General features: G+C 64.6%; 26 protein-coding genes. 17 read left to right on the plus strand and 9 right to left on the minus strand.

The genetic code is table 11. The features are described from left to right. Position 1 precedes the first annotated feature (1 nt). The gene (locus tag QP803_RS01075; protein ID WP_284945837.1) at positions 2-457 is read right to left on the minus strand and encodes a GNAT family N-acetyltransferase; all 456 of its coding nucleotides are present in this window, start codon (positions 455-457) and stop codon (positions 2-4) included. Then, positions 454-1191 carry a tRNA (adenosine(37)-N6)-threonylcarbamoyltransferase complex dimerization subunit type 1 TsaB gene (gene tsaB / locus QP803_RS01080; RefSeq protein WP_284945838.1) on the minus strand — a complete coding sequence of 246 codons (738 nt, stop codon included), beginning with the start codon at positions 1189-1191 and terminating at the stop codon, positions 454-456. The genes QP803_RS01075 and tsaB overlap by 4 nt, the downstream gene beginning before the upstream one ends. Before the next feature lie 72 nt (positions 1192-1263). Here tsaB and lnt point away from each other — a divergent pair, with 72 nt between their 5' ends. Then, positions 1264-2793 (plus strand): apolipoprotein N-acyltransferase, encoded by a 1530-nt coding sequence (gene lnt / locus QP803_RS01085; RefSeq protein ID WP_284945839.1) that lies wholly within the window; start codon positions 1264-1266, stop codon positions 2791-2793. 98 nt (positions 2794-2891) lie between these two features. After that, the gene (locus QP803_RS01090; protein WP_434082876.1) at positions 2892-3389 is read left to right on the plus strand and encodes a helix-turn-helix domain-containing protein; all 498 of its coding nucleotides are present in this window, start codon (positions 2892-2894) and stop codon (positions 3387-3389) included. Here QP803_RS01090 and QP803_RS01095 read toward each other — a convergent pair. Then, on the minus strand, positions 3386-4297 hold the full coding sequence (locus tag QP803_RS01095) for a LysR substrate-binding domain-containing protein (RefSeq protein WP_284945840.1): 912 nt from the start codon (positions 4295-4297) through the stop codon (positions 3386-3388). The genes QP803_RS01090 and QP803_RS01095 overlap by 4 nt on opposite strands. 103 nt (positions 4298-4400) lie before the next feature. Between QP803_RS01095 and QP803_RS01100 the strand changes: the two genes are divergently transcribed. The 9 genes from QP803_RS01100 (at position 4401) to QP803_RS01140 (ending at position 12395) form a co-directional block, all read left to right on the plus strand. Further along, a complete protein-coding gene (locus QP803_RS01100; protein WP_284945841.1) occupies positions 4401-4604 on the plus strand; it encodes a YjiS-like domain-containing protein in 204 nt (67 codons plus the stop codon). 157 nt (positions 4605-4761) lie between these two features. Continuing rightward, on the plus strand, positions 4762-6981 hold the full coding sequence (gene uvrB, locus QP803_RS01105) for an excinuclease ABC subunit UvrB (RefSeq protein ID WP_284945842.1): 2220 nt from the start codon (positions 4762-4764) through the stop codon (positions 6979-6981). After that, a complete protein-coding gene (locus QP803_RS01110; RefSeq protein ID WP_284945843.1) occupies positions 6978-7748 on the plus strand; it encodes an SDR family oxidoreductase in 771 nt (256 codons plus the stop codon). The genes uvrB and QP803_RS01110 overlap by 4 nt, the downstream gene beginning before the upstream one ends. Continuing rightward, positions 7745-8167 (plus strand): dihydroneopterin aldolase, encoded by a 423-nt coding sequence (locus QP803_RS01115; protein ID WP_284945844.1) that lies wholly within the window; start codon positions 7745-7747, stop codon positions 8165-8167. The genes QP803_RS01110 and QP803_RS01115 overlap by 4 nt, the downstream gene beginning before the upstream one ends. 215 nt (positions 8168-8382) lie before the next feature. After that, the gene (uvrC, locus tag QP803_RS01120) at positions 8383-10293 is read left to right on the plus strand and encodes an excinuclease ABC subunit UvrC (protein WP_284947791.1); all 1911 of its coding nucleotides are present in this window, start codon (positions 8383-8385) and stop codon (positions 10291-10293) included. A 29-nt stretch (positions 10294-10322) separates the two neighbouring features. Next, a complete protein-coding gene (pgsA, locus tag QP803_RS01125) occupies positions 10323-10940 on the plus strand; it encodes a CDP-diacylglycerol--glycerol-3-phosphate 3-phosphatidyltransferase (RefSeq protein ID WP_284945845.1) in 618 nt (205 codons plus the stop codon). Positions 10941-11039: 99 nt separating this feature from the next. After that, positions 11040-11663, plus strand: a complete 624-nt coding sequence (locus QP803_RS01130) for a hypothetical protein (RefSeq protein ID WP_284945846.1) — start codon at positions 11040-11042, stop codon at positions 11661-11663. 18 nt (positions 11664-11681) lie between these two features. Further along, positions 11682-11933, plus strand: coding sequence for a molybdopterin converting factor subunit 1 (moaD, locus tag QP803_RS01135; RefSeq protein ID WP_284945847.1), 252 nt, complete (start codon positions 11682-11684; stop codon positions 11931-11933). Between the two features lie 3 nt (positions 11934-11936). Continuing rightward, entirely contained in the window at positions 11937-12395 is a 459-nt protein-coding gene (locus tag QP803_RS01140; RefSeq protein ID WP_284945848.1) for a molybdenum cofactor biosynthesis protein MoaE, read from the plus strand. Between the two features lie 60 nt (positions 12396-12455). Here QP803_RS01140 and QP803_RS01145 read toward each other — a convergent pair whose 3' ends face one another. The 5 genes from QP803_RS01145 to QP803_RS01165 all read right to left on the minus strand — a co-directional run bounded on the left by QP803_RS01145 (position 12456) and on the right by QP803_RS01165 (position 18849). Then, the gene (locus QP803_RS01145) at positions 12456-14729 is read right to left on the minus strand and encodes a glycosyltransferase family 2 protein (RefSeq protein ID WP_284945849.1); all 2274 of its coding nucleotides are present in this window, start codon (positions 14727-14729) and stop codon (positions 12456-12458) included. 84 nt (positions 14730-14813) lie between these two features. Beyond that, positions 14814-16058, minus strand: coding sequence for a rhamnan synthesis F family protein (locus tag QP803_RS01150; RefSeq protein WP_284945850.1), 1245 nt, complete (start codon positions 16056-16058; stop codon positions 14814-14816). Continuing rightward, positions 16051-17571, minus strand: coding sequence for a class I SAM-dependent methyltransferase (locus QP803_RS01155; RefSeq protein WP_284945851.1), 1521 nt, complete (start codon positions 17569-17571; stop codon positions 16051-16053). The genes QP803_RS01150 and QP803_RS01155 overlap by 8 nt, the downstream gene beginning before the upstream one ends. Before the next feature lie 110 nt (positions 17572-17681). Further along, positions 17682-18362, minus strand: a complete 681-nt coding sequence (locus QP803_RS01160) for a GNAT family N-acetyltransferase (RefSeq protein ID WP_284945852.1) — start codon at positions 18360-18362, stop codon at positions 17682-17684. A 19-nt stretch (positions 18363-18381) separates the two neighbouring features. After that, positions 18382-18849 carry a GcrA family cell cycle regulator gene (locus QP803_RS01165; protein ID WP_284945853.1) on the minus strand — a complete coding sequence of 156 codons (468 nt, stop codon included), beginning with the start codon at positions 18847-18849 and terminating at the stop codon, positions 18382-18384. Between the two features lie 231 nt (positions 18850-19080). On the opposite strand from QP803_RS01165, the gene QP803_RS01170 reads away from it, so the two are divergent. The 6 genes from QP803_RS01170 to QP803_RS01195 are packed head-to-tail and all read left to right on the plus strand — an operon-like array spanning position 19081 to position 22481. Then, on the plus strand, positions 19081-19335 hold the full coding sequence (locus QP803_RS01170; RefSeq protein ID WP_284945854.1) for a twin-arginine translocase TatA/TatE family subunit: 255 nt from the start codon (positions 19081-19083) through the stop codon (positions 19333-19335). A gap of 41 nt (positions 19336-19376) precedes the next feature. Further along, positions 19377-20036 carry a methylthioribulose 1-phosphate dehydratase gene (locus QP803_RS01175; protein ID WP_434082877.1) on the plus strand — a complete coding sequence of 220 codons (660 nt, stop codon included), beginning with the start codon at positions 19377-19379 and terminating at the stop codon, positions 20034-20036. Further along, positions 20033-20572 carry a 1,2-dihydroxy-3-keto-5-methylthiopentene dioxygenase gene (locus QP803_RS01180; protein WP_284945855.1) on the plus strand — a complete coding sequence of 180 codons (540 nt, stop codon included), beginning with the start codon at positions 20033-20035 and terminating at the stop codon, positions 20570-20572. The genes QP803_RS01175 and QP803_RS01180 overlap by 4 nt, the downstream gene beginning before the upstream one ends. Beyond that, on the plus strand, positions 20569-21300 hold the full coding sequence (gene mtnC, locus QP803_RS01185) for an acireductone synthase (RefSeq protein ID WP_284945856.1): 732 nt from the start codon (positions 20569-20571) through the stop codon (positions 21298-21300). The genes QP803_RS01180 and mtnC overlap by 4 nt, the downstream gene beginning before the upstream one ends. A gap of 50 nt (positions 21301-21350) precedes the next feature. Next, a complete protein-coding gene (locus tag QP803_RS01190) occupies positions 21351-21932 on the plus strand; it encodes an alpha-ketoglutarate-dependent dioxygenase AlkB (protein ID WP_284945857.1) in 582 nt (193 codons plus the stop codon). A 3-nt stretch (positions 21933-21935) separates the two neighbouring features. After that, positions 21936-22481, plus strand: a complete 546-nt coding sequence (locus QP803_RS01195; protein WP_284945858.1) for an NUDIX hydrolase — start codon at positions 21936-21938, stop codon at positions 22479-22481. A gap of 27 nt (positions 22482-22508) precedes the next feature. On the opposite strand, the gene QP803_RS01200 is transcribed toward QP803_RS01195, so the two are convergent. Further along, positions 22509-23255: a HugZ family pyridoxamine 5'-phosphate oxidase gene (locus QP803_RS01200; RefSeq protein WP_284945859.1), complete on the minus strand. Its 747-nt coding sequence runs from the start codon at positions 23253-23255 to the stop codon at positions 22509-22511. Positions 23256-23335 lie beyond the last annotated feature (80 nt).

Consider the following 23335-nt stretch of genomic DNA (forward strand, 5'->3'; position numbering starts at 1 on the left):
TCTACGACGTGGCAACCGGGGCCAGTGCGCCGGAAAGCGGCGCTCGCAGCACCAGGGCATCCTCGCCATTGGCATAATAGCCGCGTCGGTTGCCGACCTGGACGAAGCCCATCTCGGCATAGAGGGCGCGCGCAGCCGCATTGCGAAAGCCGACTTCCAGGAACATCGCTGCGGCCCCGAGACCGGAGGCGATGCGCATCGCCTCCGTGAGCAGGGCGCGGCCAAGGCCCTGACGGCGCGCGGACCGGGTGACCGCGATTGTCAGCAACTCCGCCTCATCGGCCGTGACGCGGATAAGGGCGAGGCCACCGCGCGGTTCCAGCAGACCGATGACGCCGTGCATTTCAAGCTGCACCTGGAAGGCGCCGACAGACCACGCCTCCTTCAGCGCGAAGGCATTGGCGTGGATGCTGGCGAAGACCGTCGCATATTGGGGACCGACGCGCAGAACGCTCATGGCACCGGGGTCAGCGCTTGAGGCGGCGGTCTCAAGCCGCCCCGCGGCAGCAGGGCACGTGGCGGATCGATGTAGAGCGGCGCCAGATCCAGCGGCGGCAGCGCGCCGTCGAGCCTGAGGACCGCCGCCATCGCGACGTCGCGTGCATGGGTCTGATACGCGGTGCTGGCCACAGCATCGACATCGGCAGCCCGCAGCCTTAGCGCCAGAGCCTCGGCGGCGTCGCCGGTCAGCAGCACGCGCCCCTCCGGCAGGGGCGGATTGTCCAAGGTCACCACCTCCCAAACCTCAGGCAGGCGGGAGCGCTGGAGGAAGAGGCGCCCCTGACGGGCATCCAAGGCACACCAGATCGGCCGCCCCTCGGTAGGGGTCACCGCCATTGCCAGCGCCTCGGCGACCGTCACCGCGATGACCGGAACATTCGCCCCCGTGGAGAGACCCTGCGCCAGCGCGAGGCTCGCCCGCAGGCCGGTGAAGCTGCCGGGCCCGATGGCGACCGCGATTGCATGCAGCGCGCCCGCCATGATGCCTTGCGAGGCGAGCAGGTCGGTCACCATGCGCGGTAACAGGGCTGCCTCGCCCGTTGATCCTGAACGCGCCTCGCTCGCCAGGGCCGCACCGTCGCGCCACAGCACGGCCGAGCAACGGGCCGATGTGGCGTCCAGAGCCAGGATGAGGCGCGGATTGGCGACGGGCATCGGCGCGGGGAACTTTCTTGCGAAGTCTGCAGGCACGTGGAGGTGTCCACTAGATGACATTTGGGTCAATCACCACCAGACCTCACGCGTCTTGGCGCGGAAGGTGCCTTGCCAAGCCTTCTGCAGCCCTGTAGCCGCCTGATCATGCGGAAGCCCCTGGTCCTCGCCTTTTTGCTCGGCCTCATCTCCGCCCTTGCCTTACCCCCAACCTACCTCTTGCCGGTGTTGTGGATTAGCCTCCCCGGTCTGCTATGGTTGATCGGTCGCGCGCCCAGCGCCCGCCGCGCCGGTACGCTCGGCCTGGCCTTCGGCTTCGGCCACCTCCTCATTGGTCTCTACTGGATCACCGAGCCGATCTTGTTGGAGGCGGCAGACTTCTGGTGGCTTGTGCCCTTCGCCGTTCCGGGCCTTGCCCTGCTGATCGGCATGTTCATCGCAGTCCCCTGTGCCTTGGCCTGGTATGCACCAGCAGGTCTCCCGAGGGTTCTGGTGCTGACAGGCGCCTGGACGCTGGCCGATCTCGCCCTCCAATTCGCGGTCACCGGCTTTCCCTGGAACCTCTGGGGAACCGACGTGGCTTTGCCTGGCATCGTCGGCACGCTCCTCATTCAGCCTGCTGCCTGGATCGGTGTCTTGGGGCTGACGCTCGGGATTGTTTTTGCCGCCTCACTGCCGGTCCTTGGCAGGCGGGGCGTGATTGCCTCGGCCGTCCTTATGCTGCTTTGGGCTGGGGCGGGCGGATGGCGCTTGTCGGAGGCGCATCCCAAGCCGTCGGGCGTGACGGTGGGCGTCATCCAGGGAAACGGGGACGCGCAATTCGTCTCGGACCGCGCCGCCGCGCTGGCCTTGTTCCGGCGCTACCTGACACTCAGTGCCAAGGCGGTGGCTGAGGCCCGAGCGGGCCGTGACCCTTCGGCGCCGATCGTGCTGCTCTGGCCCGAAACCGCGTCGCCGTTCCTGTTGGAGAGTGATGCCGCCGCGCGGCAGGCCATTGCCGAGACGGTGGGGCCTGGCGTCACGGTCCTGGCCGGAATGCTGCGGTTCGGCACCGGCAACCGAATCTATAATAGCCTCGGCGCCGTGCAGGGGCCTGGGCCTTTGGCGGCCATCTACGACAAATGGCATCTCGTGCCGTTTGGGGAGTATCAGCCGGCCTGGTTGCCGATGCAGATCCTGCCCGGCGAGGGGTTTTCGCGTGGGCCGGGGCCGCGCACGCTTCATATCGCGGGCCTGCCGCCGGTCGGTCCGCTCATTTGCTATGAATCGATTTTCTCCGGCCAGATCATTCGGGAGGCGGATCGGCCGGATTGGATGGCGCTGATCACCAACGATGCCTGGTTCGGCAATAGCAGTGGCCCGCGTCAGCATCTGGCGGCGGCGCGGCTGCGTGCGGTGGAAGAAGGTCTTCCTTTGGCCCGCGCCGCCAATACGGGGATTTCGGGCCTTTTCGATGCCTCCGGGCGCGAAATCGGCCGTATTGGCATGAGACGTCAAGGCGTTTGGGTTGGCAGACTGCCGGGCGACCTGCCGCCGACCCTGTTTTCGCGCTGTGGACTTTGGGCCCCCACCGCTCTGGCAATGATCTTTTTGATAGCGGGCTGGTTTCTTGGAGCGGTGCGCCGGCAATTTCACAATTAAGATGATCTGTCAAGGCCCAGTTGGGTATTTACAGGCCGTTGTCCAAAGCTAACAAACTCTTTCCGAAGCGTGGCCAAACGGAGGAGTTTTAACGAAACGTGACCGAATCTGTTAATACCGGCCTCGTGATCCGAGAGAACCGCCAGAGCCCGACCTCGAGCCCGAGCCCGATCGATGTCAACGTTGGTGCCCGCATCCGCTTGCGCCGCACACAGCTCGGCATGTCGCAGGAGAAGCTCGGAGACGCGCTCCGTGTGAGCTTTCAGCAAATCCAGAAATACGAACGGGGCATGAACAGGGTCGGGGCGTCGCGCCTGCTCGACCTGTCACGCGCCCTGGGTGTTGAGATCGGCTTTTTCTATGAAGGAATCCCCGGGGGATATGGGGCCAGTCCGCCGACCCCGCCGCGCGCAGCCCCCGCTTTTGGCTTCGCCGAATCGCAGGAAGAGTTCTCGTTGGATGCGCCGGATAAGCGCGAAGCCCAGGACCTGATTGTTGCCTATTACCGGATCAGCGATCCCAGCGTCCGCACGCGGGTCTTGGACCTGATCAAATCACTCGGCACCGCGCCGGACACACGCGAGCCCGCGGCTTAAGCGGCCAGCCCGGTCCGCATACCGCCGGCCTTCTCCGTCTCGCGTGCGAATGTCTCGGCGATGTAATCGCCCAGAACATCCGTCACCGGCTGCCGCGCATCCCGCCCCTTGACCATGACGACGCGAAAATCCGGCAGGGATGGCACGTTGTCCTCCGGTCCGAGAACGCGAACCCCCGGCGGCAGCATGGTCGAGGGCGAAACCCCCACGGCAAGACCGGCCAAGACAGGTGCCAGAGTGCCGGTCTGTGTCGCCGAGGTATAGGCGACGCGATAGGCCCGGCCGCTCCGCTCAAGCTGTGCCACGGCCGCCTTTCGCCAATGACAAAGGCTGCTCGCTAAAGCCACGGGCAGCGGATCGATGCGATGCGCCGTGTGACGATCCGAGGTGATCCAGACGAGTGGACCGCGCCAGAGTTCGGTCGTGGGGAACTGCTCCGGCTGATAGCCGTCGGAGAGCAGCGTCAGATCCAGCGTGCCGGCCTTAAGGCGCGGCACCAGTTCATCGGACGGCGCGCAGACCACCTCCACTTCGACATTCGGATGGCTCTGCGCGAAGCGCATCAAAGCGTCCGGCAGAAAGCGCAAGGCATAGTCGTCTGGCGTGCCGATGCAGACGGTGCCGCTGACGGAGGGCTGATGGAAGGTCCGCCAGACGTCGTCATTGAGGGCGAGCATGTCGCGGGCGCGCTGCAGCAGGAACTGGCCATGACGCGTCAGCTCCACGCTGCCGCCGCGCCCCCGATGCAGAAGCTGTTGGCCGAGCACGGCTTCCAGGCGCTGCACCTGCATGGAGACGGCGGATTGCGTGCGCCCCACCAATTGGGCGGCGCGGGTGAAGCTCCGCTCCTCGGCGATATAGACGAAGACGCGGAGCAGATCGGGATCGAGCGATGCCGGATGGTTCATCCGCATCAATTTACGTGATGAGTGCGATGAAAACAATTCGTTTTTCTAATTCCGAGGGGCGGCTCACTGTCCGACTGTGGTCATCGCAGAAAAGGAAAACGTCATGTCGCTCACTCTCCGAACCAGCCGTTTTGCGGTGCCCAGGCTGCCTGTCGTCACGCTCTGGCGTGGTGTGGTTTCGGTGCTTCGTCGGCTACGGCGTGACGCAAACCTTCGCCGCGACTTGGAGCGGATGGACGACCATATGCTGTCCGACATCGGTGTTTCGCGCGCGCAGTTGGGGTTCGAGGTCGATCGGCAGCCGTGACGCGGGTAAAATTGGCGGATGACGCTACGCTTATCCACCCTACGAGTCGTCGCCTTGTAGGGCGGATAAGCGTAGCGTCATCCGCCATGCACTCACGTGGCATCTAGCCTCGCCGGACCCCCTCGATTACCGCCGCCTGGGCGACTATGTTCTCACTATGTCCCAGGTGCTCGCCCCGCCGTCCCCGCCGTCTATCGTCCAGCCCGTGCTCGGCTTCATGCCGCAGAAGCAGCCGCCTCGGCCGGTCGATAAGCCCTTCCGCGTCGTCTCCGAATTCGAGCCGGCGGGCGATCAGCCGACCGCCATCACCGAACTCGTGCGCGGCATGGAAGCCGGCGAGCGGGACCAGGTGCTGCTCGGCGTCACCGGCTCTGGCAAGACCTTCACCATGGCCAAGGTCATCGAGGCGATCCAGCGCCCGACGCTGATCCTGGCACCCAATAAGACGCTGGCGGCCCAGCTCTTTGCAGAGATGAAGAGCTTTTTCCCCGACAATGCGGTGGAATACTTCGTCAGCTACTACGACTACTACCAGCCAGAAGCCTATGTCGCGCGCACCGACACCTATATCGAGAAGGACGCGCAGATCAACGAACAGATCGACCGCATGCGCCATTCGGCGACGCGGGCGGTGCTGGAACGCAACGACGTCATCATCGTCGCCTCTGTCTCCTGCATCTATGGCATCGGCTCGGTCGAGACCTATGCCAAGATGATTGTTAAGCTGGAGGTGGGCGGTAAGATCGACCGCGATATTCTGGCCAAGGCGCTGGTCGAACTGCAGTATCGCCGGAACGACATCGCCTTCGCGCGCGGCACCTTCCGGCTGCGGGGCGAGACCGTGGACATCTACCCCAGTCATTACGAGGACCGCGCCTGGCGCATCACCCTGTTCGGGGATGAAATCGAGGCGATCAGCGAATTCGATCCCCTGACCGGCACCATCGCCGGCTCGCTGGAGCAAGTCACGATCTACGCCAATAGCCATTACGTGACGCCGCGCCCGACGCTTAGCCAAGCAGTGATTCGCATCAAGCACGAGCTGAAAGAGCGGCTCGACGAATTGCAGGCCGAGGGCAAGCTGCTGGAGGTCGAGCGTCTCAATCAGCGCACGACCTTCGATATCGAAATGATGGAGACCACCGGCTCCTGCAAAGGGATCGAAAATTACTCCCGCTATCTCACCGGCCGCGCACCCGGTGAGCCGCCGCCGACCTTCTTCGAGTATCTGCCCGAGAATGCGCTGCTCATCGTCGATGAAAGCCACGTCACGGTGCCGCAGATCGGTGGCATGTCGCGCGGCGATGCGGCGCGCAAGACCGTGCTTAGCGACTTCGGCTTCCGGCTGCCGAGCTGCGCCGACAACCGGCCGCTAAAGTTCGAGGAATGGGAGCGGTTCCGGCCGCAAAGCATGTTCGTCTCGGCGACCCCCGGTCCCTGGGAGATGGAGCGGACGGGCGGCAGTTTTGCCGAGCAGGTGATCCGCCCCACCGGCCTGATCGATCCGGTGGTGGAAATCCGGCCAGTCGAGAAGCAGGTGGACGATCTGCTCGCCGAAATCCGCATCGTGCGCGATCTGGGGGGCCGCGTTCTGGTCACGACTTTGACCAAGCGCATGTCTGAGGATTTGACCGAATACCTGACCGAGCAGGGCGTGAAGGTGCGCTACCTTCATTCGGATATCGATACGCTGGAACGCATCGAGATCATTCGCAACCTGCGCCTCGGCGTGTTCGACGTGCTCGTCGGCATCAACCTGCTGCGCGAGGGGCTCGATATTCCAGAATGCATGCTGGTCGCCATTCTGGATGCCGATAAGGAAGGGTTCCTCCGCTCCCAGACATCGTTGATCCAGACCATCGGTCGCGCCGCGCGTAACGTCGATGGTCGTGTCATCTGCTACGCCGATGTCATGACGCGCAGCCTGCGCGCGGCCTTGGAAGAAACCGACCGGCGGCGGCAGAAGCAGCACGAGTGGAACCAGGATCACGGCATCACGCCGACCTCGGTGCGCAAGCACATCACCGAGGTGCTCGATTCAGTCTTCGAGCAGGATTACGTGACGGTCGCGCCGGTCAAAGATGGGGGCATCGGTGATTTCGTCGGCAAGGATCTGCGGTCGGCGATCGCGGAAATCGAGAAGCGCATGCGCGCCGCGGCGGCCGATCTTGAGTTCGAGCAGGCGGCCCGGCTGCGGGATGAGTTGAAGCGCCTGGAAGCTCTGGACCTCGGCCTGGCGCCGCCGCCCAATGCGCAGCGCATTGGCAAGCGAGACTTTATGCCAGAACCCATGGGGCCGGGTGGCGGCGGTTACGACCCCGAAAAGCGACGCGGTCGCTCCGGCCCGAAACGTTCAGCAGCGCGCGGGAAAAAATGATGATCGACCATCGGATTCCACGGACCGCCCTCGTCACCGGTGGCGCGAAGCGGCTCGGTCGCGCCATGGTCGAGGCGCTGGCCACCGCCGGCTTTGCCGTTGCAGTCCACTACAACACGAGTGACGAGGCGGCGGAGGCCCTGTGCCAAGACATTCGCGACGCAGGCGGCCAAGCTGTCGCCCTTGGGGCCGATCTGGGGGAGGAGCGTGCGGTCGCCGGTTTGGTGGCTGCGGCCGAAACGGCCCTCGGGCCGCTCGGCCTGCTCGTGAACAATGCGAGTGTCTTCGAGCGCGATGAGTGGCAGGATGCGACGCGCGAGAGCTGGGACCGGCATATCGAACCCAATCTGCGGGCGCCCTTCCTGCTCACGCAGGATTTCGCGCGGGCCCTGCCGGCGGAGGCGCATGGCGTCGTGATTAATATGCTCGACGAGCGGGTGTGGTCGCTGACCCCGCATTTCGTGTCCTATACCGTGAGCAAAGCCGCATTGTGGTCCCTGACCCAAAGCATGGCGCTTGCGCTTGCGCCGCGCATTCGCGTCATGGGCATCGGGCCGGGGCCGGCCCTGCCAAGCCCCAGGCAGACGGAGGCCGAGTTCGCCCGCCAATGCGAATCCCTGCCGCTGGGCGTCGGCACCTCGGCCGAGGAAGTGGCGGCAGCGATGATGGCCATTCTGTCGTTGCCATCGATGACCGGTCAGATGCTGGCGCTGGATGGCGGGCAGCATCTGCAATGGGGCGCCGCCTCGTCAGGCATTCTGGAGTGACCCAGCCCGACGCGGCCCTGCGCCGGGTCTTCGTTCGCGATCTGTGTCTGGATGCGCGGATCGGCGTCTATGCCGAGGAGCAGGATGGCCGCCAACCGATCCGGGTGAACATGTCCTATTGGGTGGCGGATGACGGTCTCGACCATCCGGACGGCGTCGGCCCGGATAGCTTTGACCGCGTGGTCGATTACGATGGCATGACGCGGCGGGTACGGTCGATGATCGCGAAGGCTCATGTCGCCCTGGTGGAAACCATGGCGGAGAAGATCGCTCAACTCTGCCTGAAGGACCCGCGTGTCGTTCGCGTCCGTATCCGTGTGGAAAAGCTCACAGTTTTTCGGGACGCCGCATCGGCGGGTGTGGAGATCGAGCGCTCCCGTGGGCAAATCTTTTCCACCAATATCCCGAAGGCTCAATAGTTACAGTGTCATGACAGCTCATATTGACTTCGTTTGCGTGATCAGCTGTATAAAATGTTTAATTTCAACAACTTAAATCAGAATTTCCAAAATGTTATCCCCAGCTCGCGCAGGTCGCGTAACCGAGGACGCCCTAAGGCGACCGCGATTGCCCCACAGAGATATCCACAGGCCTATGTCACCTTTTATTTGGAGTGCCGACAGTAGTTCCCATGATGATCGAGGCTGACACCGCGCCTGATACAACCAGCCTGCCGGCTATTCCGCCCCTCCGAGGGGTGGCCGTCATCGAGGCCGCGTTGGAGACCATGCCGCGGAGCCCTGGCGTGTATCGGATGCTCGATGAGAAGGGGGACGCCGTCTATGTCGGCAAGGCGCGCAGCCTCAAGAAGCGCGTCACCTCCTATACGCAGCTCGGCCGCCTGCCTGAGCGTCTGCGGCGCATGGTGTCGGAAACGGCGTCGATGGAAATCGTCACGACGCATACCGAGGCCGAGGCGCTGCTGCTGGAGGCCAATCTCATCAAGCGGTTGCGCCCGCGCTTCAACATCGTTCTGCGTGACGACAAGAGCTACCCCTGGCTAATGCTGGCCGAGGATCATGAGTTCCCGCAAATCGTGAAACATCGCGGCGCGCAGACCCGCAAGGGCAGTTATTGGGGGCCCTTCGCTTCGGCTTGGTCGGTCAATCAGACGCTGACGGCGCTGGAACGGCTGTTCCTGCTGCGCTCCTGCTCCGACAGCGTTTTCGCGAACCGGACGCGGCCATGCCTGCTGTTCCAGATCAAGCGCTGCTCGGCGCCCTGCGTCGGCAAGATCGGGCCCGCCGATTACCGGCAGCTCGTCGATCAGGCCAAAGGCTTCCTGACCGGCAAAGCCGCTACCGTGCAGAAGGAATTGGCGGCGGAGATGGAACAGGCTTCGGCCGCCATGGAGTTCGAGCGTGCGGCGACGCTGCGCGACCGCATTCGCGGTCTGACGCATGTGCAGGGCACGGGTATTATGAACCCGGCGAGCCTAACCGACGCGGATGTGGTGGCGGCCTGGCAGATCGCCGGCCAGACCTGTGTTCAGGTGTTCTTCGTGCGGGGCGGCCGCAATAACGGCAACCGGGCGTTTTTCCCGAGCCATGCCAAGATCGAGGAAACGGCCGAGGTCCTCGCCGCCTTCATCGGTCAGTTCTACGAGGACAAGCCGCCGCCGCCGCTGCTGCTGCTCAATCACGAACTGCCCGAGGAAGCGCTGATCGCAGAGGCCTTGGCGCTACGCGCCGGGCGGCAGGTGACGCTGGCCGTGCCCCAGCGGGGGGAGAAGCGCGCCGTGGTCGCCCATGCCGAGTTGAATGCACGCGAAAGCCTGGAGCGGAAGCTCGCGGAAAGCGCGGGACAGGCGAAGCTCATGGAAGCGACCGCCGAGCTGTTTGGTCTGCCGGGGCCGCCCGAGCGGATCGAGATTTACGACAACAGTCACATTATGGGCACCAACCCTTACGGCGTCATGGTGGTCGCGGGACCCGATGGCCCCATGAAACAGGCCTATCGAAAATTCGGCATCAAGGGGCCGATCGCGCCGGGCGACGATTTCGCGATGATGAAGGAAGTGCTGCAGCGCCGCTTCGGCCGCGCCTTGAAGGAGCATGCGGATCGGGACGATCCCCATTGGCCCGACCTAGTTCTGATCGATGGCGGTGCCGGGCAACTCAGCGCGGCCCGCGCGGTGATGGAGGAGCTGGGGGTATCGGAGATTCCCCTGGTGGCGATCGCCAAGGGTCCCGACCGCGATGCGGGGCGGGAGTGGTTTCATTCCGCATGGGCGGCGCCGTTTCAGCTGCCGTCCCGCGATCCGGTGCTCTATTTCCTCCAGCGATTGCGAGACGAGGCGCATCGCTTCGCCATCACCACCCACCGGGCCGGCCGGTCCAAAGGGCTGACGCAGAGTGAACTCGATGAGATCGATGGCATCGGGGCGGCGCGCAAACGCGCCCTTCTGCACCATTTCGGCTCGGCCCGCGGGGTCAAACAGGCGGGGTTGACGGACCTCGCGGCGGTCCCCGGCATCAACCGGGAGACGGCGCGGCGGGTTTATGCGCATTTTCATCCCGGTGTTCGCATGGAACCCGTTTCCTGACAGGCCATGGAAGCCTAGTCTCATCCGGCATGCTCACAGATCTGCCCAATGTCCTGACCTTGTCCCGCGTGGCCGCGATCCCGGTGCTGATCGTGCTCGCCTCCTTGCGCACGCCGGTTGGGGATCTTGCCGCCTGCCTCGTGTTCGCGGCGGCCGCGATTACCGACTACCTTGACGGCCGGCTGGCGCGCTCGCGCCAGCAGTTCTCCGACCTCGGTCGGATGCTGGACCCGATCGCCGACAAGCTGTTGGTGGGCGCTGTTCTGATCATGCTGGCGGGGGACGGGCGGCTCGGCGCCTGGGGTCTTTATCCGGCCATCGTCATCATGCTGCGCGAAATCCTGGTCAGCGGGCTGCGCGAATTTCTGGCCGAGATAAGGGTGGGTCTGCCGGTCACGCGCCTCGCCAAATGGAAGACTGGGGTGCAGATGGGGGCGCTGGGTATGCTGCTGGCGGGCAATTCCACCGCGGCACTGCTTCATATCTCCTGGCTGCCGGTCTGGCTTCTGGGCACCATCCTGCTGTGGATTTCCGCCTTGCTGACAATCGTCACGGGCTGGGATTATCTCGTGGCCGGGCTGCGCCATGCAGATGGCAGCGCCCGCCGCAAGAGCGGTGGCGAGGCTCCGAAGATACACGTTTCTTGATGCCTTGACCTGTCCCGTGGCATGACCAGGGACACGTCGCGGCATTCATTCCAAACGATGCACGTTCGATCTCCGGCCACCCTCAAGGATGCGACCCTCATGCGGCGGATTGCGATCTCAGGCCTTCTTCTTCTCTCCGGCTGCACGGGGTTCGGCCATTTCGTCGGCGATACCCATACGTTCAACACCAATCCCAACAAGCCGGCGGGCGACGGCGCCAATATGGCACGCGCGAATGGCGGCTCCGGCACGCAACTGGCCTTGATCCCCGAGACCGGCAATGTCTGGCCGACGTCGATCCCCGCCATGCCGACGCTCGCCGAAATTCAGAAACAGATGGATCTGAGTGGCGGCACGGCACCCCAGCTTGGTCCGATCCCGACGACTCCCGGAATGATGCCTGGCCTCGGCACCCTGCCAGGCATGAGGACGGCCCCGGGCGCCCCTCTGCCGGGTGTCGGCACCATGAACGTGCCGTTGCAAGGCATGACGCCGCCTGTGAGGTCGCCCTATACCCTGGCGCCGGAGCTGACGATGCCGAAGATCGGCACCGTCATTCAGACACCGGGCGGACCGACGACGGTGGAAGGTGGCACGGCCAATTATCAAACGCTTGGGCCCATCGCCGGGCAGGGCGGCGGCATCCTGATTCCGAATGGCAACGGCACCAGCACGCTCGTCATGCCGAACGGCACGATCAGCACCATCGGCGCGCCGCGTTGAGCGAGCGCGCGCACGACCATGCAGATTCTGTATTTCGCCTGGGTTCGTGAGCGCATCGGCGTCGCGGAGGAACGGGTCGATCCGCCGTTGGACGTGCGTAGCGTCGGCGCCTTGATCGTCTGGCTGCGGGCGCGTGGCACGCGGTATGCCGAGGCGCTGGCCGACAATGCCCGCGTGCGTTGTGCGGTCAATCAGGAATTCGCCTCGGTCGAAGCGGCGGTCCAGCCCGGCGATGAAATCGCCTTCTTTCCCCCGATCACCGGCGGCTGAGACATGGCGGTGATCACCGTCGGCCCCAAGGATTTCGACCCAACGGTCGAAATGGATGCGCTGCTCGCCGGCGATGGCGACGTGGGCGGCATCGCCTCCTTCCTGGGCATTGTCCGTCGTGGCCGGGCGCGGCCGATCGACGCGATGACGCTGGAGCATTATCCCGGCATGACGGAGCGCGCCATCGCTCGCATGGCGGCTGAGGCGGAGACCCGCTGGCCGCTGGACGGGTGCCGGATCATCCACCGCACCGGCCGCATTCCCGTCGGCGGCCGCATCGTGCTTGTGATGACGGCATCGCGACACCGGCAGGCGGCTTTGGAGTCTACGGCCTTCCTGATCGACTGGTTGAAGGTCGGCGCGCCCTTTTGGAAGCAGGAACATTTCGCCGAAGGCGCATCCCATTGGGTGGAGGCCCGTGGCGCGGATGACGCGGCGGCAGAGCGTTGGACGGCGCGCTAAGTCTCTCGTCGTTATTCGGGTACGTTGATGGGCTGGTGGAATGCGCTCCGCTTTTCCACCCTACTCAAGGCTCGCCTCACGATAGGCATGCCACCGTTTTTCCCGGCGCGGCCCCGTCGCCAGCCGGAACTGATGATCCACATGATCGAAGTTCGGGTTGTAGAACGGGTCGCGGTCGAGCACAGGGCCCCATCGCGCGCGCATATAGGCGGCCTCACCAGCCGCGCGCGTGACCTGCTCCGGGCTGAGATCCGCGCCCCGCGAATGCGATTCGAGATGATAGAGTTCCGCGAAGGGCGTCCAGATCACCCGTAGCCCCGTCTCGCGAATGCGCAGGCATAGATCGACATCGTTGAACGAGACCGGCAGATGCGTGTCGTCCAGGCCTCCGACAGCCTCGAAGACCGCGCGACGCATGGCGAGGCAGGCGCCTGTGACGGCAGCCACCTCTCGCGTCAGGGCGAACTGGCCGAAATAGCCGATCGCATCGCCCACCGCGCCATGGCCGAAATGGCCGGCGACGCCCGGTCCATCCCCATGCCGACCTACGCCCAGGACAATCCCCGCATGCTGGATACGTCCGTCGGCGTACAGCAACTTCGCGCCCACAGCCCCGACATCCGGCCGGACTGCGTGCGAAACCATTTCCCGCAGCCAGCCGCTTTCGATCACGTCGATATCGTTATTGACCAGGACGATGATGTCGCCCTGCGCGCGGGAGACGGCGGCGTTGTTGAGGGCGGAATAGTTGAACGGGCCGGGGACGCGCATGACGCGGACCCGTGTGTCGGCGGCTTGCAGTCTTGCCAAAAGGGCGACGGTTTCCGGGTCGGTGCTGTCATTGTCGACGATCAACAGCGCGATATCGGGATAGTCGGTCCGGTGCAGAATGCCGGCGGCACAGCGTGCCAGAAGCTGCGGATGATCACGGATGGGCATGATCAGGGTGACGCGGGGCGCCGGATCGGGCACCGGCCAGCGCAAGCGGGTCCAATTCTTGGCCGATGGCGCTGGCAGCAGCGTGACGGCATCCAGGCCCTGGCTGCCGAGATAGTCGGCGACCGCCCGGCGCGCAGCCATGATACAGCGTTCGGGCTGCGCGTCGGAGAAGGACGTGGCCGTGTCTGCCGTGCGGCGCCAGTGATAGAGCACCGAAGGGATATGGCGAATACGCTCCGGCGCACTCGCCGCCGCCATCCGCAAGGCGAGATCGTAATCCTGGCTGCCGGTCAGGGCGCCGCCGCGAATACCGCCAACCTGCACCAGCAACGACCGGCGATAGACGCCAAGATGACTGATCATATTATGGCCGAGCAGCAGGTCTATATTCCAGTCGGTCTTGAAATAGGGCGCGCTCCGCCGCCCGCTGCCATCGATTTGATCCTCGTCGCTGTAGATGAGATCGACATCGGGGTGTGCGTCGATCTCGGCTGCGACTTCGTAAAGCGCCTGTTCCGGCAGCAGGTCGTCATGGTCCATCAGCGCCACGAAGCTGCCCGTCGTTAGAGACAAGGCGGCGTTTGTGGTGGCCGCGATATGGCCGTGGCTGTCGCGCCGCATCCAGTTGATGCGCGGGTCCTCGGCGGCCGCCTCCCGCAGTATCCGCACGACAGCCGTCGAGGGTGAGGCGTCGTCCGCGACGCAGAGTTCCCAATAGGGATACAGCTGTGCGCGGACCGAGGCGATGGCCTGCCGCAACAGGTCTTCGGGCGTCTCATAGGTCGGCATGATCACGGAGATCAACGGATGATGGGTAAAGCACCCGATATGGGCGCGGATCGCATCACGGTCGCTGTCCGTCAGCGTGTCATGCTCGCGGATCCAACGGCCATACTCGGTTTCCAGCGGCGGGGCCGGTTCGGACGGAGGAAGCGCCGAGGCCGCGATCGCGGCGCGGGCGTGGCGCGCTTCCAGTCGCCGAGGACCCTGCACGCTCGCCCACCCATAGAGGGAGCGCAGGATACGCCGCAGCCTGAGGCGCCATGACGGTGGCAGGGTCGCCCCGATGCCGCGCATCGGCGCGGTGGTCAGCCAGGCCGTCGAGGACAGGATGATATCGCGTTCCGCCTCGGCCGCCCGGCTTGCATCGCGCGCGGCGAAGAGATCGGCTTCAAGCGTCGCGATCGCGTTCGCCAGCTGCGCCGCGTGACGCGTCTTATCCGCCTTGCGATCGGCGATCGCCTGGTCGCGTTCTTCCACCAAGCGCTTCAGGAGGGGTTCAAGCCGTGCTTGCTCAGTCTGCGCCGTCGCCGCCAATTGCGGGCGATATCCGGGGGCGAAGTCGCGAGGCGTGTCGCGCCGCGCAGCGATGAAGGGGGCCGAATTGTCAGGCATGGCGGCTCCAGTCGGGCCGCGCGACGCTGGAGGCTAATCGTTACGGAGTCAATTCAATTATGACGCCCGATCGGTCTGCGGCCCTCAGTCCTGCTCGACCTTGGCGTAATAGGGTTCATCGGTCGGTGAATTCCACACCACGGGCAAGCGATCGCCGAGAGACAGGCGGATCTGCGCCGCGAGAGGTTGCGGGTCCGCATGCAAGCGATGCGAAACGACGCTTTCCCAGTCGAAGACATCGGTGACCTTGCTGGGATTGGCGAGCAGCAACTCGCGCTTCACGAACGGGTATCCCGCGCACAGCAATTGCCGCCATAAATCGATCGACGGGTTGAGATCCTGTTTGCCGAGCCGGGCCGAACGCAGAATGCGATGCGCATGCGTAGCTTGAGCCTGGAGGCGCTCATTGGCGCCGTGTTGGGCTTGACCGTCCTTCAGCACGGCTTCCAATCGTTCGATCTCCGCCTCATCAAGAAGGGCCGATTGCGGAAAGAGCGCCGCAGGCCGGATGCCCCCGCGGCTGAGGGCGCTGGTGAAGCCGATTTCGCAGTGCCGGATAATCCAATCCTTGCACGGCACCGGCCGCACGGAGCGCCAGAACCGCCGCCAGGCGCGGCTTCTGATGGCGCCTTCACCACAGGCAAGAAAAAACGACTGCAAATGATACTGGTGCTGCCAACTCTCGGTCAGGCCCCAAAGATCGGCGCGCTTGAAATCCACGCCTGCCAGCACCGAGCCAAGGTCACCGAAGGGGCCATAGACGCTGTCATTGACCATATAGATGGCGCGGGTCTGTGGGCGGGGAAGCTGCAAGGTATCGAGCGCATCGCGCCATGCGCCGAAGTCGTAGCCGATGTTGTGGCGGATCAGGATGGCGCTGCAATGGTTGCGCAGAAACGCCTTATCCTCATCAAGGATATGTTCCGAGTTGGTCACGAAGACGACGGACAGTCCCGCCGCGCAAAGGCTCTGCAGGAACTCTCGGGTCGCTGGGATCACGCGCCCATTCGCGTCGAAATGCACGAAAAGCACGACTTTTTCGCTTAACGGACGATCCGGCGCTTCCCATCGCTCCACAATCTGATGCGGGGACCTTAGCCAGCCGAGCGGATAGTTGACCGCCATCACGACCTGCACCCAAATCTCGCGGCCGACGCCCCGAAACGGTCGGCTGATGCCGAGGCCACGCGCGAGGACCGCGCGCACCAGATGGCGCATGAGCTGTCTGGCCGCAAGCCAACGGTTCTTCGAATGCCGGAACCGCCTGACTAGCAGGGCCCAGGTGATCGGCTCTCCAAAGACCGTTCGGATCGGGGTGTCATCAAGCACGAAGCATCTGCCTTAACCGATAGGACTGCTCATACAGATAGGCCTTCATGCGATTCGGCAAAGAGAGATCACCGGGCCTACGCGCATGGGAGAGTCCAGCGCGCCGGGCGATGACGGAGGCGAGATAGGGGCGTTCCATATTCATCAAGGTCACAACCGTCCGGGCCTGGAGCGCATGAAGGCCGACACCCCGCGGCGATTCCGGCACGGCGCTCATCATGGGCACCACCTCCGCGCAGCCGGCATAGGCAGCACACAGGACCTCCTCGGTTTGAGCAAGCCACAGAATCTGCTCGGTGAGGCCATCGCCAAGATTGTGCCGCGACAGTGCCGCCCAAATGGGCGCGCACACTGCACGGATCGCCGCGAAGCGCGGACGGAGAGCGGAGCGAGAGACGCCAGCGGCGAGGCGCTGATAAGCCCGCGCCAACATAATGGGCGCCAGGTTGAATGGCATAATGGTCGCCAGTTCCTCGAACGGCGCGGCCTCCGACCCGGGCGGCGGCGCGGTGATCTCGTCCACGCTGATGCCGTATCGTTCGCGAAGCGCGGGGTCGAGCTTCGACCACACTCGCTCTGCGGTTGTCCAGTCCATGATACGCCCGGCTTCGAAGAGGGCGCGCCCAGCATAGCCGAAATAGAGGTCATCCGGCGGGATTCGCGCCTGTGCGCGGTCCGCCAGATACCTGGTCACGATTTGGTGCGTGTCCTCATCATCCTCCCGCAGATCGAGCGGAGCGGACGAGCCGAAGCCGATCAACTGCCATTCGACGGACTGTACCCTGACATGGGCAAAGCCCGCTTCCCGCAGCGCCCATTCCAGGCTTGCGGCGCTGTGAAGAATGACGTGAAGCCCGACTGACAGAGTGGCGGTCAGTGCGCGCTTGTCGATCGGCGGATGCAGCGCGCCGACATCGGGGGTCGTGACGACCACCACGCCATCCGCTTTCAAGCCGCGACGGATCTCGCGCAGGAAGGGCACAGGCGCCGGCAGATGCTCCAGCACCTCGCTGGCCATGACGATGTCGCAGCTTGCATCGGCCACGGTGGTCGGGTCGAAATAGGCGAGATCGATGTCAAGGCCGAGCAGATCCCGCCCCACGGCCGCCTGCGCGGCAGGATCCATGCCCCTGCCAACCCAGCCCATGGCATGCACCGCCATATCGAGCGCGAGGCCGAAGCCGCAACCGATTTCGACATAAGAGGCGCCGGGCGGCTTTCGAATACGGGCGAGCACCCCCGCTGACATGGCCACACCCATGCCCTGCTGAAGGTAATAGGCGGTCGACCCGATGAGGTCTGGCGCGCCGTAATCAGGGATGGATTGATCATCGTAAAAGCCGCAGCCACAGGCGCTGCAGCCGAGCAGACACCAAGGCGGCACCGCGCCCGGCACGGAAAGGCAGATCGCGGTCTTGGCGGCGGCATTGCCACAGGTCGGGCAATCTTGGTTGAGGTCGATGCGCGCGCTCGCTTCCTCTGCCCACAGAAAGCTTGGCCGTTGGTCAGCCATTCGTCGTTTTCACCTGTGTTCTATGCGGAAAGCGCTCTGCGGCGCCCTTCAGCCTGGACGCATACTCCACCATCAGCCGCAAATCCATGTCGGTTTAGCAACGACAGGCTCTATCCTGGGCGAAACGCGGCGAGGCTCGTCTTTTGCGAACCCGTCCCATCGAAGTTGCTCGGATCCAGCCAAGCCACCAGGGCATCCCGCGCGGCCGGCCACTCCGCTGCGACGATGCTGAACATGGCGGTGTCGCGCAGGCGCCCTTTGACAACCATATGGGACCGCAGCGTGCCCTCAAAGGTGAAGCCGAGCCGGGCGGCGGCGCGGCGAGACGGCGCATTCAGCGCATTGCACTTCCAGACGAGCCGGCGGTAGCCGAGGTCTTCGGCCGCCAAGCGCAAGAGCAGGAACATCGCCTCGGTGGCGGTCTCGGTCTTCTGCAAGCTTGGAGAGAGCCAGATATGGCCGAGTTCGACCGCCGCATGGCGCGGCTGAATGTCCAGAAGCGACATCCAGCCGGCAACCACACCGGTGGCGACAGGCCGAACCGCCCAAAGCATGGGATCATGGTCGGCGGCCATGGCCGAGACTTGCAGGGCCATCGCCTCTCGCGTTGGGAAAGGCCCATAGGAGAGATAGGCCCAACTGTCGTCAGCGCCCTGGGCCGCTGCCCATAGATCGTCCGTGTGGCGTGGATGCAGCGGTTCCAGCACAACCGTGCGTCCACGCACCGTTTGGCGAACGGGCAGGGGGCGCGGTGTGGTGTCCACTGCCGGCCCGATCGGTCCGTCCGTCATGGGGACGGAAACCCCATGATCAGGCAGCGTCTTCGCGGCGATCGCGGATCTTCACATAAGCCAGGGCGGCATGGGTGGTGCAGTAAGGCTTCCCATGCACAGCGACGGCGTCGCAGAAATGAAAGCTCGGTTTTCCGGGCTCACCGATCGGCCAGCAGCAGGCCGAAACCCGAAGCACGGGGGCCGCGACTGCGGCCAGCCGTCGCGGCGGGGCCATCGGCTTGGGCGCATGCATCGGCGCGGCCGGTGGGGCGCGGGTCGGCAATGGCGCGAGCGTTGGGCCATTGGCACGCGGCACGGGTGGCGGCGACACCGTGCCACCTTCCTGCCGACGGATGGGTGATGGGCGCGGCGAAAGTTCGAGCCGATGGGCTTTTCCGACGACCGCATTTTTTGAGATGCCGAGCCGCCGGCCGATTTCAGCCGTCGAATGACCTTCCTGCCAGAGCCCCTTGAGCTCCGTGATCGTCGTGTCGCTCCACTCCATCTCGTGGTCCCCCGCCCATGTAACTACTAGATACGGTATACGGTCAGAGACCTGCCGCCAATGGTTGTCATGGGACGCCGCTCAGAAAGCTGTGGACAAGTCGTTTCTGGTTGAATTTCGAGAGCAACTGGTGAAGAGGTCCGGCTGCGACTATGATGGCGCTCGTCGGGCGGATTGCCGGGCTGCTACATCTGGCATAACGCTTGGGCATTCGCCCCGAGGGAGGCAAAAATGGGCTCGTTGAGCATCTGGCATTGGTTGATCGTCATTCTGGTGCTTCTGCTGCTGTTTGGCAGCGGCAAGGTTAGCCATTTGATGGGCGACTTCGCCAAGGGGATCAAATCCTTCAAGAAGAATATGGCGGACGAGAACGAGGGCGACGCATCGATGGCGTCCGACAAACCGTCGACACTCTCGGCCCCCGGCACGGACGTGCCGCCGACCACGACGGTTCGCCCGACCACGACGGTCCACACGCAGGGCTGAGCCTGCTGACAGGCTGACCTGGTCGGCACGGGGACATCGACATGGCCGATCGCGTCATGACTGCGGCAGCGGTGGCGACGGATGTCGCTGCCGTATCGAACGATGTCGCGCGCGCGCTCGTCTCCGCTGGTCGGCGTATGGATCTGCGGGGCTGGGTGCCGGCGACGAGCGGGAATCTGAGTGCGCGCATCGGGCCCGATCTGATGGCGATCACCCGCAGTGGCGTCCATAAAGGCTTCCTGGCCGAGCTCGACATCATCGCTGTGGATTTCGACGGCCGCCCTGTCGATCCGGCCATGCGATCGAGTGCAGAAACCCTGCTCCATTGCCAGATCTATCGGTTGTGGCCGTCCGTAGGCGCTGTCCTGCATGGCCATTCGATTGCGGCCACGGCGCTGACCTTGGCCTTGCCGCGGGCGCGCACGATCCAGTTCCAGGGCTATGAGATCGTCAAGGCCTGGAATGGCGCGGGCACGCATGATGCCGATGTGCCTTTGCCGGTCATCGACAATGACCAGGATATGCAGCGCCTGGCGGGCCGGATTGCGCCGATGCTGGAGGCCGGGCAGGCGCCGATCGGTTATGTTCTGCGCGGTCACGGCGTCTATGTCTGGGGACCGGACGTGATCTCGACCCTCAACCGCATGGAGGCCTTGGAATTTCTCCTGGCCGCCGAAATCGAGCGGAGGAAGCTCCTATGAGCCGTCTCACAATCTATAATGACGACGCTCCTGATAGCGCCGTGCTCCGCGCCGAAGATGTGGACACGATCACGCGTGAGCTGAACGCCATCGGCGTGCGGTTCGAGCGTTGGGAATCGCCCGTTGTCCTGTCGCCGGATGACGACGCTGAGACGATCCTGGCAGCCTATCGCCCCTATCTCGATGGGCTGATGGGCAGTTCTGGTGCGGGTTCGGCCGATGTCATCAAGCTGACGCCCGACAATCCCGCGGGGCCGACATTGCGGGCGAAGTTCATCAACGAGCACAGCCATACCGAGGATGAGATCCGCTTCTTCGTCCATGGCTCCGGGAATTTCATTCTGCATCTCGATGGCCGCATCTATGACGCCCATTGCACCGCCGGAGACCTGATCAGCGTGCCCGCTAATATCCGCCATTGGTTTGATGCCGGGGAGCGGCCGTTCTTCACCGCGCTGCGCGTATTCACCGATACCTCCGGCTGGGTGCCGCATTTTACCGGCGACGACATCAGCGCCCGCTTCCCGGCCGCATGATCGACGCTTTGGACCCGACCGATCTGGTGGTGACCCACCCGGTCGAGGCCATCCTGATCGACATCGAGGGCACGGTGACGCCGATCAGCGCCATCCGCGACACGCTGTTTCCTTATGCGCGTGCACGATTGGCGCGTTTCGTCGCCGCGCATGGGACGGATCCTGAGGTCACGCAGGTGCTTGCGGACACTCAGGCGCTGGTGCCCGAGGCCGATCCGGTCACGACACTGCTGCGCTGGAGCGATCTGGACGAGAAGGTCACGCCGCTCAAGACGATCCAGGGGCTGATCTGGCGCGAAGGCTATGCGGCGGGGGACCTGATGGCGACATTCTACCCCGATGCGCCGGAAAGCCTGTCTTTCTGGAAGCGGGAAGGGCTGCCGCTCTATGTCTATTCCTCCGGCTCGGAGGAGGCGCAGCGCGGCATCTTCGGCCATACCAAGTCAGGCGATCTGACGCCGCTCTTTTCGGGCTTCTTCGATACCCGCATCGGGCCGAAGCGGGAGACTGCGAGCTATGAGGCCATTCGCACGCACATCGGCATGCCGGCCGGCTTTATCCTGTTCCTGTCCGATATCGAGGCCGAGCTAGACGCGGCGGCGGCGGTGGGGATGCGGACGTGCCAGATCGTGCGCGAGGAAGATGCGACCGTGGCGTCCTTGCGCCATGTCACGGCCGGCGATCTGCACGAAGTTTCCCGGCTGTTCACGCTGCCCCAACTCGTCTGAGCGCGTTTCTTCCCGGATTGGAACCGCCTGAAGGAGCCTTACCAGCGGGGATGGTGCTGTTCCCGGGTCGCGCCGATCCGGACGCGCTTGCCCCCTTGATCGCCGCCATCGCCGATCTGGCCCCGTTCCGTGTCATGACAACGCGCAGCGGCGGACGGCTCGCGGCGGCGATGACCAGCGTGGGCGCCTGCGGCTGGGTCAGTGACCGGCGGGGGTATCGGTATGAGACGCTTGACCCCGAGACGGGACGTGCCTGGCCCGACATGCCGTTGGTCTTCCGGCGGCTCGCGGTCGAGACGGCGGCCGAGGCGGGCTTTGCCGATTTCGCGCCAGACGCGTGCCTGATCAACCGCTATGCCGTGGGCGCCGGCATGGGCCTGCACCAGGATCGGGATGAGGCGGACCTCGGCCAGCCGGTGGTGTCCGTGTCCCTGGGTCTGCCTGCGGTCTTTCTCATCGGCGGCGCCGACCGAACGATGCGCGCGGCACCGCTGCCGGTGCGGAGCGGCGATGTTCTGGTCTTCGGTGGCCCGGCGCGGCTGCTGTTTCATGGCATCCGGCCCGTCAAAGCCGGGCTTGATCCTGTGTTCGGGCCATTTCGCTACAACCTGACCTTCCGCAAGGCGCGATAGAGCATGCCGCAGGACGCGATCATCCAACTCAGTACGCGGCTGGTTTACGAAAACCGGTGGCTGCGGCTGCGGGAAGATTTGGTGCGTCGGGCGGATGGGTCCGAGGGCATTTATTCCGTTCTCGAACGCGCTGAATTCGCGGTCATCGCCCCCATTCAGGACGGCATGGTGCATTTGGTAGAGCAGTTTCGCTACCCGGTGGGGAAGCGCTGCTGGGAATTCCCGATGGGGACCTGGGAGACGCGCAGCGATGTCGATCCGCATGAGCTGGCGGCGGGGGAGTTGCAGGAGGAAACCGGGCTGCGTGCCGGAACCCTGACGGAGATCGGCAGTCTGTTTCAGGCGGCGGGCTATTCGTCCCAGGCCGGGCGGGCCTTCTACGCCACCGACCTGACGGCCGTCGGCCATGCCCTGGAGCATGAGGAGCAGGACATGGTCACCTGTGCTTTTCCAGTGGCGGAGTTCGAGAGGATGATCCGTGACGGCGTCATTCGCGATGTGGTCACCATCGCGGTCTATGGGATGCTGAAGATCCGGCACATTTTGTAGGGCGGATAAGCGAAGCGTCATTCACCGTCACATAGGAGCGGTGGATGACGCTTCGCTTATCCGCCCTACATTATGAACCACATCCTCCAGAGCGGCGCGAAGCGCGTCCGGCGTCGCCACCGTCACGGCGAAGGGCACCCTGACCGCGCGGTCCTCCGCGACAAGATCGCAACCATCGACATCGAGGGCGGTGACGCGCCATGGCGCCAATGCCTCTGCATGCGCCTCGTTAAAGGCGGCGACCATCGCGTCCTCGATTGCGGCGATGGCCGCGACCGCTTCGGTCGGCGGCAGGAAGGCCGCAAGGTCCAGGCGATGGGCGGCGGCGAAACCGCCAATGAACTGCGCCCGCTCGGGCACGAACCGCCACAGGGCGAAATCCGTGAAGCCAGCATAGGCCGCGGCATAGGGATGCGCCGCCAACCAGCGCTGCCGGCCATAGGCCTCCTCCGTCTCCGGCACGAGGAAAGCGCGACCGCTGAGGCTCAGTCGCGGCGCCGTCTGCGGATTTTCCGAAACCGCCGTGCCCGTCACCATCACGCCACAGCGCGGATCTTCCGCGAGATTGCGGCGATGGTCCGAAAGGCTGGACAGCAGCAACAGCACGGAGAGGTCCGGCGCGGTAGCGGGCGTCACGAGCGTAACGGTCGGCAGACCGCCCACGCCCAGCGTACCGAGCGATCCGCTCCGCGCCGCGCGCAGCAGATGCCGCGCCTGGCGGCGAAGTTCCCCAACGGTTTCGCCTGCGGTCGACAAAGGGCGCGTCGTCACCATAGTCTCGCTTCAGGGCGCATTGGCGCGCCGAGGTACAAGCCGCTAAGTCTTAAAGACCATTTCCAGCGGTCCCGGCCGGT

The sequence above is a fragment of the Acidisoma sp. PAMC 29798 genome (assembly GCF_030252425.1).
GTDB classification, from domain to species: domain Bacteria; phylum Pseudomonadota; class Alphaproteobacteria; order Acetobacterales; family Acetobacteraceae; genus Acidisoma; species Acidisoma cladoniae.